The following is a 16,601-nucleotide window of genomic DNA, read 5'->3' on the forward strand; positions in this document are numbered from 1 at the left end:
CCCAGGCGGTGGCGGCGTGGATCAGCGGTACGCGCCCCAGGACGTCCCGTTCAGCATCGGCGAGGCGAACGCGGGCTGGCCGGGGGCTCCCGCCTTGCCTGTCCCCTCGTAGAACGACGCGCTGCCGTTCGACTGGAACGCGAACAGGTCCGACGTGCCGTTGCCGTCGAGGTCGCCCGGGCTGGTGACCGTCTGGAAGATCGACCAGCCCGTCCCGATCCGGTACGGCGTGCCGAAGACGGCTCCCCCGGCCGAGCTGCCGGTGCCCGGGTACATCCAGAGCGTGCCGTCCGTCTTGCGGATGATCACGTCCGGCTTGCCGTCGCCGTCGAAGTCGCGCGGAGCGATGATCTCCATGGCGCCGGGGGCGGACTGCGAGACTGTCACGCCCGCGTTGTATCCCTGGTGCGTCGAGTCGATCACACCCGTTCCGCTGTAGAGCACGAGGGTGCCGTCCGAGCGGTACGCGAGCAGGTCGGCCTTGCCATCGCCGGTGACATCGCCGACGCCCTGGACGCCCGCGAGCGTGTTCCAGCCCCAGCCGACCTGGATGCCGGCCCGGTAGCCCGTGTCCGTGGCGCTCACGGTGCCGGTGCCGGCGTAGAACCAGAGCGTGCCGTCCGGTTTGATGCCGAGGAGGTCGGGCTTGCCGTCGCCGTTCAGGTCACCGGCCGCGATGATCTTGCTGTAGATGTTCCAGCCCCAGCCGATCTTGGTGGCCGGCCCGAACGAGGGATTGGAGCCGCCGGTTCCCGCCCTCAGCCACAGCGTCCCGTCCGACGCCTCGGTCAGCATGTCCGGCTTTCCGTCGCCGTTGAAGTCGCCCGGCGCGACCGTCTGTGCGATCGTCGTCCAGACCCCGCCACCCGGTTGAGCGCTCGTGTAGCCCTCGGCGCGCATCCGGGAGCCCTTGATAAGGTAGAGGTTGCCGCTGAGGTTCCGGTCGAGGAGGTCGGGAATGCCGTCACCGTCGAGATCGCCCGGCGTCGCGAAGACATCGGTCGGCGAGGCTCCCGGGATCGACATCGCCACTCCGGGCTTGTAGTACCCGTTCGCCGCTCCGGCGCCCGCGTAGTAGGTCGCCGCGCCGTTCGAGTCGATGCCGATGACATCCGGCTTGCCGTCGCCGTTGAGGTCGCCGATGCCGAGCAGCGTCTGGAAGACGTTCCAGCTCGTGCCGATCTGGACAGGAGCGCTGAATGTGCCGCCGGAGGTCACCGTCCCGGTCGACTCGATCAGCCACAGCGTCCCGTCCGTCTTGCGGGCGAGCAGGTCGCGCTTGCCGTCGCCGGCGAAGTCGCCGACGGCCGTGATGTCCTGGTATACGTTCCATCCGTTGGCGACCTGGACCCCGGCGTTGTAGCCCTCGGCTCCGCCGACGCCGGCGTTCCCGGTGCCGGTGTACACGAACACGGAGCCGTCAGGACGCCGGGCCACAAGGTCCGGCTTGCCGTCCCCGTTGAGATCGCCGACTCCGACGAGCGCGTTGTAGACCCCCCAGCCGGTGCCGATCTGGACGGCAGGCGCGTAGCCCGGGTCGTTGTAGCTCGTCGCCGAGCCCGTTCCGGCGTAGAACCAGAGCGTCCCGTCCGACCGCCGCGCGATGAAGTCCGGTTTGCCGTCGCCGTTGAAGTCGCCGACGCCGATCAGCGGACTGGGCAGCGGCTGCACGTTCGGTCCATTGGACGCCAAAGCCGCGAGGTCGGCCACCGTACCGTTGAACGTGTCCTGGTCGCCGGGGAACACCCCGGAGTCGGCGTACTGCCACATCGTGTAGTTCGACCACCCGGCGGGAAGGGTTCCGGCTCCGGATGAGATGTTGCTCGGGTAGCGCGCGATGAAGAGCGGGTTCGCCCCGAAGCTGCCGTCGTTGCCCGTACACCGCGTCCACCAGTCGGTCGTCGAGTAGATCGCCGGCAGCCTGCCGACGCGGGCGAGCACGGTGTTGGAGAAGTCCCGAATCCAGTTCACCATCGCGGCGCCGGCCATGCCGTAGCAGGTGTCGCCGTACGGGTTGTACTCGATGTCGAGGAGCGGGGGCAGCGTACGGCCGTCGTTGAGCCAGCCGCCGCCGTTGTTCACGAAGTAGTTGGCCTGGGCGGCGCCGGAGGACGTGTTGGGCGTCGCGAAATGGTAGGCGCCGCGAATGAGGCCGGCGGCGTAGGAGTCGTTGTACTGCTCGCTGAACTGGCTGCTGACGTAGTCCGTGCTCTCGGTGGCCTTCGTGTAGGCGAACTTGGCGCCGTTGTTGGCGATCGTGGTCCAGTCGGAGCGAGTGAGCGTCTGCCAGCCGCTCACGTCGAGCCCGGGGACTCCCGGCGGGAACTGGCTCGCGAGCGGCGCGGTCAGCGCGAAGCTGCGCGCGCCGGGGGCGGGCGTGCTCACCGCACTGGGGTCGTTCGCGGCGATGGTGGATCCCATGGAGTGGTTGCCCGCCGCGTTCATCGTGGCGAGCGAGGGGTCCGTGTTCGAGGCGGACGGCGCCGGAGTCGATGTGGCTGACGGGCTGGGCGACGCTGTCGGCGACGGGGACGGGGAGGCGGTCGCCGCCGCAGGAGTCGCCGCGGGGGTGGCCGCTGGGGTCGCCGCGGGAGCCGTCGTCGCCGCGCGGGCGGGCAGTCCTCCGTCCGCGCCCATGCTGCCGAGCGCGACGGCGGTGGCGATGACGAGCAGGAGGGCCGTCGTTCGTGAAGAGGGCAGGATGTGGCGTCCGCGCATCGTCGCTCCTTTATGGGCTGGTCGGTCGGGATCGGATGCGGCCGACGGCGAGAGCGCGTCGGGGACCGGGTCACGTCCTCGATCACCGGCTCCAGCCAAGGCTAAACGGTGAGACCGCAATGTCTACCCCAGCGCCTCAGCGCGTCGGAAGGTGAGAGATCACTCAGCCGTCGGCGGAGGGCCGGCAGCGGGGCTCCCGTCGCGCAGGACTCCTCTACAGAGCTTCGACGGGCCGCAGCTCCTCGTGCGGCTCCGGCGCCGTCCCGTCGACGCGCCGGCGGCCGATGCGGAAGCGCGCCTCCGGGCTGAACTCCAGGAGCGCGAGCACCAGCGCGCCCGCGAACGCGACCGAGCCGATGGCCCAGGCCCACATCGGCGAGAGCGAGATCGGCCACCACCACTCGACGTGGGAGCTGAGGTTGAAGCCGGGCACGTCCGTGCCCGTGACGTAGCGGCGGATGTTCTCGTGCAGCGCGATCGAGTTCGCGACGGCGAGGCTCACCACGATCGCCCACCACTGGACACGGGTCAGCCGGAAGACCGTGCCGCCCACCTGCCAGAGGGCGACGGCGAGCAGGACCATGATCAGCGGGGTGAGGTACCGCGGCTGGATCTGCTCCCCGACCGGGAATCGGCCGTGCACGAGCAGGTAGAACGGGATGACGAAGAGGACGAGGGCGACGCCGGACAGGGCGATGCCCTTCCACAGGTTCATCGAGCGCAGCCCGGCGAAGATGAGCGCGAGGAAGACGGCGAAAGCCGGGAACCACACGATCGCGGGCATGATCGTGTCCAGCCAGCCCAATCCCCAGTTCACGCCGAACGAGCCCGCATACAGGGAGGGCAGCTGGATGAGCGTGCGGAAGGCCACGTTGAGCGTCGATCCCTGCATGTGCGGTGGTCCCCACGCCCCGCTGATCGCGCCCTCGACCTGACTGCCGAGCCGGAACAGCACGGCCGACATCGCGGCGATCCCGAGGGGAAGCAGCGCGGAGAGCCAGAAACGCTTGTTCCACTGGACCGTCACGAGCACTGCGGCCCCGACGGCGATCACGGCGTAGATCGCTGCGTCCGAGCGGGCGCCGCCGCCCATGAACGCGGTCACGACAGCGGTCGCTCCCAGCCCGATCTTGCGCCATCCCGCGGACTCGAGGTAACCCGCCGTCGCGACGAAGAGGACGCCGCCGGACAGGAGCGCCCAGCTGCTCGGGTTCACCGAGGCGATGATGAAGATGCCCAGTGGGACGATCGAGCCCGCGATCCCCCAGAACAGCGTCGTCCGCCTCCGGGGTGGCAGCAGCCAGCAGACCAGGGAGGCCAGGCCGACGAAGAGGACGCTGTTCACGATCCGCATGGTGACCACGGACGACAGGACGTCGCTGGTCACGAACGTGCGCATCGTCGCATAGAAGAAGGGCGGGTACTGCCCTTCGAAGTTGCCACGGGTGGTGCTGGCGTCCAGGGGGTGCTTGACGAGCTGGCAGGACGCGCTGACGTCGGCGTGGAAGACGTAGCACGTGGGCCTGGCCACCAGATACGGCACTTCGCGGGCGTCCGGCGTCGCCGCCTTCTCGCAGACACCGTTCTGGAGGCCGTCTGCGCACCAGATGCTGGTGAGGTGGTAGTCGTCGTCGGGCGACGCGCCGACGGGCGAGGCCAGCGCCCACCCGGCGAGGGCGATCAGGGCGAGGACGGGGATCAACGCGAGTCGCACGATACTCGAGGCGCGACGGCGCGAAGTGGGATTCATCGGAGGCTGCTCGTTCTGGACGGGTGGAAGGGTGGGCGAAGAGGTCGCGCGGCCACGGCGGCGCATATGTACCCTACCGGTTCGGGTGTCCGCCTTCGTCATGGGACCGTGACCGTTCCGCAGCCCAGAAGAGTATGTCCTCCCGGACCTGTGTTGATCCCGTACGCGCAGACCGTGTGGCGGCCCGCGGAGGCCGGCACGGTGGCGTCGTAGCCGTGCAGGGGCCCGTACCCGGGGTACGCGGCCGCGATATCGGTCCGTGACAGGTTCGCCGTGATCGGGGTGCCCGCGGAGTCGATGTAGATGTGCACGCTGATCGAGTCGGCGGTGTCCGGGTCGAGCGCCCAGCCGGCGGCGCGCACCTTGCCGGCGGACGCCTGGACGAGCTCGAGGTTGCCGACCGGGGGGCGCCCGCGGTCGACCGTCGTCACCGGCACGACGACGGTCTTGCAGCCGAGGAAGGTGTTGCCGCCCGCTCCGTTGTTGATCGCGTACGCGCACACGTTGTGGGAGCCGCTCCCGGCGGGGACGGTCTCGGAGAAGCCGTGGTCGCCGCCGTAGTCCGGGTAGACCCGCGGCAGATCGGTGCGCGTCTTGTCCGCGGTGTACGGGGTTCCCGCGCCGTCGACGTAGATGTGTACAGGGATGGGCGCCACGGTGTCGGGGTCGATCGCCCACCCGGCCACGTTGATCCCCGCTCCGCCGGCGGTCGCCGCCTCGAAGTTGCCGATCGGCGCCCGCTGCTGCTCGGTGACGGCGCCCTGGACGTAGACCGTCGTGCAGCCGAAGAGACTGTTGCCTCCCGCTGCGTTGTTGATGCCGTAGACGCACACGGAGTGCTTGCCCGCGGTCGTCGTGACGGTCGCGTCGAAGCCGTGCCTCGGCCCGTTGTCCGGGTACAGCCGTCCGATGTCGGTCCGGGCGAGGTCGGCGGTGACCGGTGTCCCCTGGCTGTCCACGTAGATGTGGACGGCGATCGGGGCCGCGGTGTCCGGGTCGAGTGCCCAGCCCGCCGCGCGGATGCTGAAGCCGGTGCTGGAGACGAGCTCCACTCCGCCCACCGGCGCGCGGTTGAGGTCGGGGATGGCGCCGGGACGCACGACGTCCTGGCAGCCGAGCGCGACGTTCCCGCCCGAGCCGGTGTTGATCGCGTACAGGCACAGCGTGTGCCTGCCCGGCGTCAGGACCGCCGTCGTGAGCTGGAAGCCGTGGTTCGCGCCGTAGGCGGGGTAGAGCTTGGCGACGTCCGGCCTGCTCTTGTCTGCCGTGTACGGCGTCCCGACGCCGTCGACGTACAGGTGCACCGGGATGGGAGCGACGACGTCAGGGTCGAACGCCCAGCCGGTCACCGTCGCCGTGCCGTCGGAGTTCAGCGTTGCCGCGTCCGCCTGGCCGAGCGGCGATCCGCCGTACAGCGTGAGCGTCTGGCAGGTCAGGATCACGGTCCCGCCGCGTCCGGAGTTGATCGCGTAGACGCAGACCTGCTGAGGCCCGCTCTGCGTCACGGGGAATGTGGCGTCGAAGCCGTGCTGGTCGCCGAGGCCCGGATACGCCGCGCCGACATCGGTGCGCGTCCGGTCCGCCGAGATCGGTGTCCCGACCGATCCGACGTAGACGTGCACCGCGATCGGCGACGACGTGTCGGGGTCGAGCGCCCAGCCGGCGACCCGCACGGTGCCGGGTGCTCCGGTGAGGAGCTCGACGTTGCCGATGGGATCGTGGGAGCCGACGGGGTCGCCGAACCAGTCGTTGTAGTAGACCCAGAAGTTGCGGTTGCCGTAGCTGGAGCAGTCGTCGCCCCCGCCGTACAGGTTGGCGAGCGCCGCTGCGTTCGGCTGGTAGGGCGTGTAGTAGTAGAGCGCCGCGGTGGCCTTGTTCTTGATGGTGATGGCCGGCGCCGCCTTGCACCCCGGCGGAGGCGTCGAGCTGTACGGCACGACCGTGGGCGTGCCGACCGGGAACCAGGTGAAGTAGTTCGACGTGCCCGGCGGGTTGCCGTACCGGACGAACTGGTGCGCGGCGTTGTAGACCTGATTGAAGAGACCGTAATAGGCGGTGTCGCACGCCGACGTGTCCGGGCACGCGTAGCCCATGGCCTTGTAGATCTGGTTCGTCGACGGCGCGGAGGTGGTGACGAGACCCTGCTCCTTCTGCAGGGTGACGAGGATCACCTTGGCGCTGATGCCGCACGCCTGCTGCACCTTGAAGATGATGGCCGCCGCCGACTCGGTGCCCCCGCCGGAGTACGCCTGGCACATCGCGTCGGCGGCCTTGCTGGAGGAGGCGAACTGCCCGGACGTCAGGCACAGGCTGTTGCCGCACCCGGCTTTGCCGTTCAGGAACGTCTGGATGTCGGCCTGGCTCATGGCGTTGCCGTCGTAGAAGTTCGCGTCGGAGATTATCAGACCGGGATCGAACTGGGAGCCGTCCAGGGCGCTCGCCCGTTCGGATGGGCCCCAGCCGCCCGCGACGGCCGCGGACACGACGAGGAGGACCGCGACGAAGCACGCGAGGACGCGTTTGGGCGTCATTCCGGTTCTCCTCACCCGGTGAGCTGAATGGCCCCAGTGAGACCCGCAGGACGAAAGCTTTCTTTCACCCTAGGGCTCCGCGCGCTGATTACTTGCATTTCAAGGCCCGCACACGCCGAGCGCGTCGCCCCCGTTTCGGGGGGCGAGGATCAGGGCTGCGCCGACTGCCTGCGCCGCTCCACCCTGGCCCGGTAGCGCTCGACGACGGCGGAGACACCACCCTCGCGGAGGTAGTAGGCCGCCCGGTCGAAGTCGCGGCGGATGCCCGTGCGCGGCGTGATCTGGACCTTCTTGATCGCGCCGGTGTGGGACTTCGCCTCCACCTCCTTGTCGGCGGCGCGCACCGGGCGCCGGCAGAACTCGATCAGCGGCGCCAGCGCGCGGCTCCAGCGGAAGTCCTCGCGGACCCGCGCGACGGCGGCGCGCGCCGAGGCGACGGCCTCCGCGTCGAAGAGGTACTCCTCGATCGCGTCCGAGAGGGCGTCCACATCCTGCTCGGGAACCGCGGCGCCCAGCCCCTCCTGGGCGACGAGGTCGCCGAACGAGTCGCCGCTCGTGGTCACGATCGGCAGCCCGGCCCAGAGATAGTCGAGGATGCGGGTGCGGAACGAGAAGGTGGTCTCGACGTGCTGGAAGTGGGTCGAGACGCCCAGGTCGGCGTCCAGCAGGTAGTTCTGACGCTGCTCGTACGGGACCCAGCTCTCGTTGAAGAAGACGTGGGTCCCCAGCAGGCCCAGCTGCTGCGCGAGCGCACGCGCCTGCGCCACGGCCTCCATCTCGGGGACGTCGGGGTTGGGGTGCTTCACGCCCATGAAGAACAGCCGGATGTCGGGGTGCCGCTCCGAGAGGGACCCGACGGCACGGATCAGCGTCTGGGGGTCGAACCAGTTGTAGATGCCGCCGCCCCAGACGATCACCTTGTCGTTCTCGCCGATGCCCGGGACCGTTCCGCGGATCGCGTGCTCGGTCTGCTCGGGGTCCTCGGATGGGATGCCGAACGGCGCGACCGCGATCAGCGAGTCCAGCTCGGGGTCGCGGGAGTAGGTGTACGCGTTGATGCGGCCGAGCGCGGCGAGCTGCCCGAGCCAGAAGTGCCGCTGCCTGTCGCTCGCGCAGAGGAAGAAGTCGCCCTGCTCGAGCTGCTGGTTCAGCGTGGTGGTCGCGTCGCCGATCTGCTTGTTCCACTGCCGGAACGTGTTGTTCCTGCCCTGCTCGAGCTGCTCCAGGTGCATCGGGTCGTAGACGTCGACGACGAGGATCTTCTTCGTCTTGGCCAGAGCCGGGAAGAGCGCGAGCGCGTTCCCCTGCAGCACGATGACGTCGGCCCACTTCTCGTGCTCGGACACGCTCGACGGGTGGTGGTGCGAGATCGTGGCCAGCTCGAACGGGGCGTCCATCGGCGCGACGGAGGTCATCGACAGCAGGCGGACGTCGTGCTCCTGCGCGAGCTCCCCCGCGATGTGCCACGAGCGGATGGCCGGCCCGGCCATCCGGACCCCGATCGGGTCTCCGGTGATCACCAGCACCCGGCGCCGGCGGCCCGCGTTCTCCAGCACCTCGAGGCTGTCGACGATCTTCGCGTAGCCATCCAGGTAGGACTCGATGGGGTACGCGGGCTCGTCGATCTTGCCGAAGAGTTTCAGCAGCTCGCGGTCGGTGCGCTGGCGCGACGCCTGGATCGCCCGTCGCTTCTCGGTCATCTGCGGCAGCAGCTCCACGAACCGGTCGATCGCGAAGACGCCGGCCATCGTCGACTTGGGGACGTCGAGGGTGCGCTGGTCGTCGCCGCCCGGGTTGCGGAGGTCGAACTGCGTGGAGTCGAGCTGCCCGCGGCCGACGGCGCGCCGCACGGCGAGGAGCAGCGCGGCCGCGAAGGTGTCGTCCAGCAGCTCGTCGCCGAGGTTCTTGTACAGCGTGTAGAGGGCGTTGCGCTCGAGGAGGTACTCCTCGCGGAAGTTGCCGAACTTGTTCATCGACGCGTGGTGCTTGTGGTACGCGAGCGACGCCGGCTGGAAGCGGAAGCGATAGCCGGCGAGGTTCAGCCGCCAGCCCAGGTCCACGTCGTCGTAGAACATGAAGTAGTCGTCGTCGAAGCCCTCGAGCTGCTCGAAGACCTCCGCGCGGATGAACATCGCCGCGCCCGTCCCGAAGAGCACGTCCTTCTCGACGTCCCACGAGCCGCGGTCCTGCTCACCGGCGTGCGGCTTGTAGCCCATCCCGTACCAGGTGATCGCGCCGTCGACGAAGTCGACGTCGGCGCCGTCCCAGTCGAGGACCTTGCTGGCGACGGCCCCGATGTCGCGCCCGGTCCCGAACGTCTCGATCGCCGTCCGGATCCACTCCCTGTGCGGCTTCGCGTCGTTGTTGAGGAACGCGACGAACTCGCCCGTCGACTTGGAGACGCCGAGGTTGCAGCCTCCCGTGAAGCCGAGGTTGGCCCCGGAGTCGATCAGGACGATGTCGTCGCCCAGCGCCCGCAGCTTCTCCAGGCTGTCGTCGCCCGAGCCGTTCTCGACGACGACGATCTCCAGCAGTTCGGACGGCCAGTCGGTCTCGCGCAGGCGGGTGACGCACTCGATGGTGTCGTCCGCTCCGCGGAAGTTGACAAGGACCACCGAGACCACACCAGTGCGCCGCTTCTTCATCTGTCTCCGAACCTCATGTTTTCCGTGGCTTGTCGTCTTTCGAACCGTCCCGGAGTCTACCAACGCTCCCTCCGCGGTGAACCGGCGGAGCAGGCATCATGAGAGAATCTGAGTCACCCGACAGAAAAGGTGCTCGACCCAACATGACAACTGTGTGCATGACGGTGATGGTTCGCGACGAGGCGGACATCATCGGCCCGATGATCGAGCACCACCTCGCCCAGGGCATCGATCGCATCATCGTCACCGACAACGGCTCGAAGGACGGGACGACCGAGATCCTCGAGTCGTTCGGCTCGGCGATCGACCTCCGTCACGACCCGGTGCACCGCAAGCAGCAGTTCTCCGTGGTGACCGGGATGGCTCGCGACGCGTACACCCGGTACGGAGCGGACTGGGTCGTCAACGCGGACGCCGACGAGTTCTGGTTCCCCCGCGCGGGCGCCGCCGCGTCCCTCGCGGAGACGTTCGCGGCTCTGGACCCCGCGCTGACGACCTTCACCGTTCCCGTGATCGACATGACCGGCGACCCGGCGGCGACGGGGAGCGGCCTGCAGCGGCTGACCGTGCGCGACCTCCGCCCCGTCGAGCGGCTGCGTCGGATCGGGCTCAGGGACCACTCCACCCCGGACGCCGTGCACATCGGGTCCGCCGACGTGGAGGTCGCCCAGGGCAATCACTTCGTCAACCTGAAGGGCGCAGGCTCGGTGCCGGACGGGCTCGCTCTCGAGGTGCTGCACTTCCCGTGGCGCTCGTGGTCGCAGTTCGCGACCAAGGTCGAGAACGCCGGGCGCGCGTACGAGGCCAACCCCGATCTCCTCCCGAGCCCGAACCACCACGGAATGCGCGAGTACGCGCGGCTGAAGGCCGGCACGCTGTTCGCCTATTACGTGCTGCGCCACCCGGACGCCGAGGAGACGGCGCGCGGGCTGGAGTCCGGAGAGCTCGTCCGCGACGATCGCGTGAGCCTGTCCGCCGTCTCGCCGGTGCCGGACTCGCCGCTCGACGCGGCCGAGCTGCGCGCGGCCGCCGAGTACGGCCCCGTGATCGCCGGGCTCGACATCCGCGCGGCGGAGGCCGCGGACGCCGCGCGCGGGCGCGAGGCGGAGCTCCTCGGCTACGTGGACGAGGGCAAGCAGCGCATCGACGGCCTCCTCGCCGACGTGCAGGAGCGCGACTCCCGGATCGCCGAGCTCGCGCACGAGCTCGACCTCGAGCGCAACCGCAAAGTGATCAAGGCCATGAACTGGATCGATCGCCGGGTACGCCGTCCCCTGTGAGCGCGAGCGCGCAGGGGATAGCCAGGATCGGTCGAGGTAAGCTGTCTGCTGCCCATGACTACTCCATCCCTCTCCGACGCTGAGCAGCGTCGCGCTCGATACGCATCCCTCGAGTCGATGCCCCTGCAGACCGTCGGCTCGAGCGGGCCGTCGTTCGGTGCGTCGTGGGGCTCGCTGCGCGAGATCTGGAGCCAGCGGCAGATGCTCGACCTGCTGATCCGCCGCGACCTCAAGGCCCGCTACAAGGACAGCGCGCTCGGCTTCCTCTGGTCGCTGGTGCGCCCGCTGACCCAGCTGCTCATCTACTACGTGGTGATGGGGCAGTTCCTCGGCGCCGCCCGCGGCATCCCGGACTTCGCGATCTACATCTTCTCCGGCCTGACGGCGTACACGCTGTTCAGCGAGGTCGTGAACGGCTCCACCGGCTCGATCGTCGGCAATTCGGGGCTGATCAAGAAGATCTACCTTCCGCGCGAGATCTTCCCGCTCGCCAGCCTCGGCTCGGCCCTCTTCAACTTCGCCATCCAGTTCGGCATCCTGCTCGTCGCGACGCTGGTCCTCGGACGGTTCCCGATCACGCCCGACATCGTCTATCTCGTGCCGTCGTTCCTGGTGATCGTCATCTACTCGCTCGCGTTCGGCCTGCTGCTGGCGGCGCTCAACGTCTACATGCGCGACATCCAGTACCTCGTCGACGTCGCGCTGATGGTGCTGATGTGGGCGTCGCCCATCGTCTACTCCTGGAAGATGGTGAAGAGCGTCATCAAGTCGCCGTGGCTCCTCGAGATCTACACCAACAACCCGATCACCCTGTCGGTGCTCGGCTTCCAGCGATCGCTCTGGATCGGCGGCCAGGGCACGGCCGAGTACCCCGCCGGCCTCATGCTCCGCCTGGCGATCGCCGCCGTGATCGGGCTGGTGCTGATCGTGATCTTCCACCGCGTCTTCACACGCCTTCAGGGAAACTTCGCGCAGGCGCTATGACGGACGGCACGCAGACAGGCGACAGGACAATGGCTGGACGCACCCCGGAGGCGCTGAGCGGGCGCCCCGACGTGATCGTGCTCGATGACGTGACCAAGCGCTTCATCATCCGCAAGGACAACTCCCTCAAGGAGCGGCTGGTCACGCTCGGCCGCGCCGGGCGCAAGCACCGCGAGGACTTCTGGGCCCTCCGCGGCGTGTCCGCGAAGATCAAGGCCGGGACGACGATCGGGCTGATCGGGCACAACGGCTCCGGCAAGAGCACGCTGCTCAAGGTGATCGGCGGGATCATCGACCCGTCGAGCGGCACGGTCTCGCGACGGGGCCGCATCGCAGCGCTCCTCGAGCTCGGCGCCGGATTCCACCCCGACCTCACCGGCCGCGAGAACGTGTTCCTCAACGCCGCCATCCTCGGCCTCACCCGCAAGGAGACCGAGGAGCGCTTCGACGACATCGCGGAGTTCTCCGGCATCGGCGACTTCATCGACACGCAGGTCAAGTTCTACTCGTCCGGCATGTACGTGCGTCTCGCCTTCGCGGTCGCCGTGCACACCGATCCCGACATCCTGCTCGTGGACGAGGTGCTCGCCGTCGGCGATGAGGCGTTCCAGCGCAAGTGCCTCGACAAGATCCGCAGCTTCCAGCAGGAGGGCCGCACCATCATCCTGGTGACCCACTCGCTGGGCCAGGTGATGGAGCTGTGCGACCAGGCGATCCTGCTCAATCGCGGCGAGGTCGTCTACAACGGCGAAGCGCACGAGGCGGTCGCCCGGTTCCGGGACATCCTGGAGGAGCGCCGGATGGACGACCTCCAGCGCCACGTCTCCCCCGAGACGAAGGTCGAGGTGCCGCGGGTGGTCGAGACGTCGGTGCACGCGGTGGGGCGTTCGAAGGACGACGCCGTCGAGCACGGCGACGACCTCGTCGTCCGGACGACCTTCGAGCACCCGGGCCACAGCCCGGAATGGATCGCCGCCATCCAGATGGACAATGCGTCAGGTCAGGTGGTCTTCGGCACCAGGAGCGACCTGATCGGTGTCGACCTGGAGCCGTTCGAGGGCCAGTACACGGTCGAGTTCACGCTGCGGAACGTCCAGCTGGGCACCGGCAAGTACTTCATCAATGTCTCGATGCTGGACCGCTCGAACCGGCACCTGGCCGACCACCCTCAAGCGGTCGCCTTCAACGTCGCCTACTATCCGAAGGCCACCGGCACCTCCTATCTGGAGCCCGAGTTCACCGCCATCGGTCCCGGGGAGTCCGTATCGCGATGAGCGTGACGATCAAGGTCGTCACGGTGACGTACAACTCGTCGGGCGTGCTCGAAGAGTTCCTCGCCTCCTTCGCGGGCGCCGGTGTCGTCCCCTCCGAGATCGTGGTCGTGGACAACGCGTCGCGCGACATCGAGGCGACGCGGGCGATCGCGGACCGTTTCGGAGCGCGGGTGCTCCCCCTGGCCGAGAATGTGGGTTACGGCAGCGCGATGAACCGCGGGGTCGCCAGCGGCGAGCCGGCCGACTACTACCTGCTGGTCAACCCTGACCTCGTCTTCGCGCCCGACTCGCTCAGCCGGCTCCTGGCCGTCGCGGAGGAGACGCCGATGGCGGGATCGCTCGGCCCCTCGATCTTCAACGACGACGGCACGCTGTACCCGTCGGCGAGACCGCTCCCCTCGCTCGGCACCGGGATCGGCCATGCGCTGTTCTCGCGGGCATGGCCCTCCAACCCGTGGACCCGCAGCTACCGCTCGACTCTCGCCGACGGGCGCCCGCACGCCGTGGGCTGGCTCTCCGGTGCGTGCCTGCTGACCCGGCGCACGGTCTTCGAACGCGTTCACGGTTTCGACGAGCGCTACTTCATGTACTTCGAGGATGTCGATCTCGGCCGGCGCATCGGTCTGGCCGGCGCGCAGAACCTCTACGTCCCGGCCGCCCGGGCGACGCATCACGGAGGCCACTCCACCTCCGGCGCGAGCGCGTCGATGGATGCGGCCCACCACGACAGCGCCTACCTCTACCTGTCCGAGGTGTACTCGGGCCCGTGGCTCGCGCCGCTTCGTGTCGCGCTCAAAGCGGGGCTCCGCGTTCGAGCGCACTGGCTCACCGGCCGGGTGCGGAAAGCGGCGGCCGACGGGCTTCAAGACTGATCAGCGCCGGCGCCACGCCGGGCGCTGCGAAGAAGCCTCAGACGTCGGCGTTGACGGAGGCGCGCTCGACCTCGAGCACCGCGGCACGATCCGTCGCCGATACCCGGCGCAAGGTCGCTCCGCTCCACGGCCGAGCCAGCCAGTCCGCCTCGATCTCCTGCTCGTCCGGCCGGTCGACGTCGTCGAGCAGGACCCACCCGCCGTCCGCGAGCCGGTCGGCCAGCAGAGGGACGGCCGGATAGCGCATTCGCTCTCCGAAGTGCGCGGGCGGCCCGTCCACGAACAGGACGGACACGTCATCGATGCCGCCGAGGGCCTCCGGCGAGTACCACAGGACGTCCTCGCCATCCAGCGACACGGTCTCCAGCGGGGCGACACGGACGTCGACCCAGGCGGACAGGCCGAGCCGGTCGAGCGCTGTCCGGGTCGCGTCGGCGTACTCGGGAGAGTTCTCCAGGGAGATCAACCGGCCGGAGCCCCGCTGCGCGAGCGCGAGCGCGATCCACACGCTCGAGGTCCCGCTGCCGCACTCGACGACCGTGTCGATGTCCTCGGCGTCGAGGATGCGGCCGACCAGCGCGAGCAGCGTCTCCGGGGTCGCAGCCCACCCTCCCGGCGCGGGGACCGCGCCGGCGTCGGGGAGCAGCCGGCTCAGCGCGAGCATGGCAGAGACGTCGCGCTGAACGTCGCGGCGCAACAGGTCGAGCGGCTTGCCCGGCTCATAGGCGACGTGCTCCGCGACGACGGCGGACAGCCCTGCCAGCGCCGCCTCGAGCCGGCTGTCGCGCTCGACCTGGCGCTGCGCCAGCTCGTTGGCCAGGTTGTGCTGCGAACGCGTGAGCACCGCGCCGACGACGACGAGGTCGACTGCCAGCGCCGCGGTGAGCCAGGCGTCGGTCTGGAGAACGACGGCGAGGATCGAACCGGCGACGGTCACCAGAACGACGACGAGGAGAGCCAGCGCGAGCACACGCCGACCAACGCGGGGCCAGGACATCAACGTCTCCTTTTCGGCCGCAACGAAGCAGAGGGGCGGATCAGACGAGGGCGGCCAGGTACCTACCGTAACCGCTTTTCAGGAGAGGCTGCGCCAGAGCGCGCAGCTCGTTGTCGCCGATCCAGCCCGCTCGCCAGGCGACCTCCTCGATGCAGCCGACCTTGAAGCCCTGCCGGTCTTCGATGACGCGCACGTACTCCGACGCCTGCATCATCGACTCGAACGTCCCGGTGTCGAGCCACGCGGTGCCGCGGTCGAGCACCTGCACCTGCAGCTTGCCGGCCTGGAGGTAGCGCTCGTTGACCGTGGAGATCTCCAGCTCGCCGCGCGCGCTCGGCTCGATCGTCTTCGCGATCTCCACCACCGAGTTGTCGTAGAAGTAGAGGCCGGGGACGGCGTACTTGCTCTTCGGCTCGGCCGGCTTCTCCTCGATGGACAGCGCGGTGAAGTTGTCGTCGAACTCGACGACGCCGTACGCGGTCGGGTCGCTCACCTGGTAAGCGAAGATGAGAGCGCCGTCGATGCTGGTGTGCTGACGCAGTGCGGAGCCCAGGCCGGTGCCGTGGAAGATGTTGTCGCCCAGCACGAGCGCCACCGACTCGTCGCCGATGAACTCCTCGCCGATGATGAACGCCTGCGCCAGCCCGTCCGGCGACGCCTGCACGGCGTATTCGAGCCGGATGCCGAGCTGCGAGCCGTCGCCCAGGAGGGCGCGGAACTGCTCGTTGTACTCGGGGGTGGTGATGATGAGGATCTCGTTGATGCCCGCCATCATCAGGGTCGACAGCGGGTAGTAGACCATCGGCTTGTCGTAGATGGGCATGAGCTGCTTCGAGATGCCCTTGGTGATCGGCCAGAGTCGCGTGCCGGAGCCGCCGGCCAGAATGATTCCGCGCATGGTGAGTGGTCGTCCTTACTTGTCGTCCAGCGAGGCGTAGAAGGCGCGCGCCGCGTCCCAGGTGGGAAGCAGCCCGCTCTCCTTCGCCTGCAGGAGGCCGGGGGCGTCGGTGTCCTTGGCGGACAGCAGGAGGTCTTCCGCGGGCACGGGGAACTCGAGGGCGATATCGCCGTCCAGCGGGTCGATCCCGTGCTCGCGTCCCGGATTGTAGACGTCGGTCACCAGGTAGCTCACGGTGGCGTCGTCGGTCAGGGCGACGAAGCAGTGGCCGAGGCCCTCCGCGACGTAGATCGCCCGGCGGTCGGTGTCGTCCAGCAGCACGGAGTCCCACTTCCCGAACGTCGGGGAGCCGACCCGGATGTCGATCACGAAGTCGAGCACAGCACCGCGCGGAGCCATGACGTACTTGGCCTGGCTGGGCGGGATGTCGGCGAAGTGGATGCCGCGGACGGACCCGCGGCGCGACACCGAGGTGTTGCCCTGCTTGAGGTCGAGGGAGTGGCCGACGGCCTCCTCCAGCCGGTCGAACCGGTAGAACTCGAAGAACAGGCCGCGGTCGTCCGCGTGCTGCACTGGGGTGATTTCATACGCGTCGGGGATCGAAAGCTCTCGGATCTGCACCCCGGGAGTCTACCAATGCGGGCTCACGGTA

The 16,601-nt window shown here is 68.9% G+C and carries 11 protein-coding genes; 4 read left to right on the forward strand and 7 right to left on the reverse strand.

Features of this window, described 5'->3' with window-relative positions; all coding sequences use genetic code 11:
* Positions 1-21: 21 nt before the first annotated feature.
* The 4 genes from F1C12_RS08080 to F1C12_RS08095 all read right to left on the reverse strand — a co-directional run bounded on the left by F1C12_RS08080 (position 22) and on the right by F1C12_RS08095 (position 9,644).
* Positions 22-2,718 carry an FG-GAP-like repeat-containing protein gene (locus tag F1C12_RS08080; protein ID WP_185278254.1) on the reverse strand — a complete coding sequence of 899 codons (2,697 nt, stop codon included), beginning with the start codon at positions 2,716-2,718 and terminating at the stop codon, positions 22-24.
* A 214-nt stretch (positions 2,719-2,932) separates the two neighbouring features.
* On the reverse strand, positions 2,933-4,420 hold the full coding sequence (locus F1C12_RS08085; protein ID WP_185278255.1) for a DUF2142 domain-containing protein: 1,488 nt from the start codon (positions 4,418-4,420) through the stop codon (positions 2,933-2,935).
* Between the two features lie 146 nt (positions 4,421-4,566).
* A complete protein-coding gene (locus F1C12_RS08090; RefSeq protein WP_185278256.1) occupies positions 4,567-6,999 on the reverse strand; it encodes a hypothetical protein in 2,433 nt (810 codons plus the stop codon).
* A gap of 149 nt (positions 7,000-7,148) precedes the next feature.
* Positions 7,149-9,644 carry a glycosyltransferase gene (locus tag F1C12_RS08095; protein ID WP_185278257.1) on the reverse strand — a complete coding sequence of 832 codons (2,496 nt, stop codon included), beginning with the start codon at positions 9,642-9,644 and terminating at the stop codon, positions 7,149-7,151.
* Between the two features lie 158 nt (positions 9,645-9,802).
* Here F1C12_RS08095 and F1C12_RS08100 point away from each other — a divergent pair, with 158 nt between their 5' ends.
* The 4 genes from F1C12_RS08100 to F1C12_RS08115 all read left to right on the forward strand — a co-directional run bounded on the left by F1C12_RS08100 (position 9,803) and on the right by F1C12_RS08115 (position 14,054).
* On the forward strand, positions 9,803-10,924 hold the full coding sequence (locus F1C12_RS08100; RefSeq protein ID WP_219732692.1) for a glycosyltransferase family 2 protein: 1,122 nt from the start codon (positions 9,803-9,805) through the stop codon (positions 10,922-10,924).
* A gap of 117 nt (positions 10,925-11,041) precedes the next feature.
* Positions 11,042-11,908, forward strand: coding sequence for an ABC transporter permease (locus tag F1C12_RS08105; protein ID WP_258046175.1), 867 nt, complete (start codon positions 11,042-11,044; stop codon positions 11,906-11,908).
* 29 nt (positions 11,909-11,937) lie between these two features.
* Positions 11,938-13,182 carry an ABC transporter ATP-binding protein gene (locus F1C12_RS08110; RefSeq protein ID WP_258046176.1) on the forward strand — a complete coding sequence of 415 codons (1,245 nt, stop codon included), beginning with the start codon at positions 11,938-11,940 and terminating at the stop codon, positions 13,180-13,182.
* Positions 13,179-14,054 (forward strand): glycosyltransferase family 2 protein, encoded by an 876-nt coding sequence (locus F1C12_RS08115; protein ID WP_185278260.1) that lies wholly within the window; start codon positions 13,179-13,181, stop codon positions 14,052-14,054. The genes F1C12_RS08110 and F1C12_RS08115 overlap by 4 nt, the downstream gene beginning before the upstream one ends.
* A gap of 37 nt (positions 14,055-14,091) precedes the next feature.
* On the opposite strand, the gene F1C12_RS08120 is transcribed toward F1C12_RS08115, so the two are convergent.
* From F1C12_RS08120 to F1C12_RS08130, 3 genes are read right to left on the reverse strand one after another with little or no spacing between them, the layout of a single operon-like run.
* A complete protein-coding gene (locus tag F1C12_RS08120) occupies positions 14,092-15,051 on the reverse strand; it encodes a class I SAM-dependent methyltransferase (protein ID WP_185278261.1) in 960 nt (319 codons plus the stop codon).
* 40 nt (positions 15,052-15,091) lie between these two features.
* Positions 15,092-15,949 (reverse strand): glucose-1-phosphate thymidylyltransferase RfbA, encoded by an 858-nt coding sequence (rfbA, locus tag F1C12_RS08125; RefSeq protein WP_185278262.1) that lies wholly within the window; start codon positions 15,947-15,949, stop codon positions 15,092-15,094.
* Positions 15,950-15,964: 15 nt separating this feature from the next.
* Positions 15,965-16,570, reverse strand: a complete 606-nt coding sequence (locus tag F1C12_RS08130) for a dTDP-4-dehydrorhamnose 3,5-epimerase family protein (protein WP_185278263.1) — start codon at positions 16,568-16,570, stop codon at positions 15,965-15,967.
* Between the last annotated feature and the right edge of the window lie 31 nt (positions 16,571-16,601).

The sequence above is a fragment of the Leifsonia shinshuensis genome, from assembly GCF_014217625.1.
In the GTDB taxonomy this organism is placed as follows: Bacteria; Actinomycetota; Actinomycetes; order Actinomycetales; family Microbacteriaceae; genus Leifsonia; species Leifsonia shinshuensis_A.

What these genes read in the sequence shown, in the direction of transcription:
- F1C12_RS08090 (WP_185278256.1), bottom strand. Translation starts at nt 6,999, where the DNA reads ATGACGCCCAAACGCGTCCTCGCGTGCTTCGTCGCGGTCCTCCTCGTC.
- F1C12_RS08120 (WP_185278261.1), bottom strand. Translation starts at nt 15,051, where the DNA reads ATGTCCTGGCCCCGCGTTGGTCGGCGTGTGCTCGCGCTGGCTCTCCTC.
- rfbA (WP_185278262.1), bottom strand. Translation starts at nt 15,949, where the DNA reads ATGCGCGGAATCATTCTGGCCGGCGGCTCCGGCACGCGACTCTGGCCG.
- F1C12_RS08105 (WP_258046175.1), top strand. Translation starts at nt 11,042, where the DNA reads ATGCCCCTGCAGACCGTCGGCTCGAGCGGGCCGTCGTTCGGTGCGTCG.
- F1C12_RS08110 (WP_258046176.1), top strand. Translation starts at nt 11,938, where the DNA reads ATGGCTGGACGCACCCCGGAGGCGCTGAGCGGGCGCCCCGACGTGATC.
- F1C12_RS08100 (WP_219732692.1), top strand. Translation starts at nt 9,803, where the DNA reads ATGACGGTGATGGTTCGCGACGAGGCGGACATCATCGGCCCGATGATC.
- F1C12_RS08095 (WP_185278257.1), bottom strand. Translation starts at nt 9,644, where the DNA reads ATGAAGAAGCGGCGCACTGGTGTGGTCTCGGTGGTCCTTGTCAACTTC.
- F1C12_RS08115 (WP_185278260.1), top strand. Translation starts at nt 13,179, where the DNA reads ATGAGCGTGACGATCAAGGTCGTCACGGTGACGTACAACTCGTCGGGC.
- F1C12_RS08080 (WP_185278254.1), bottom strand. Translation starts at nt 2,718, where the DNA reads ATGCGCGGACGCCACATCCTGCCCTCTTCACGAACGACGGCCCTCCTG.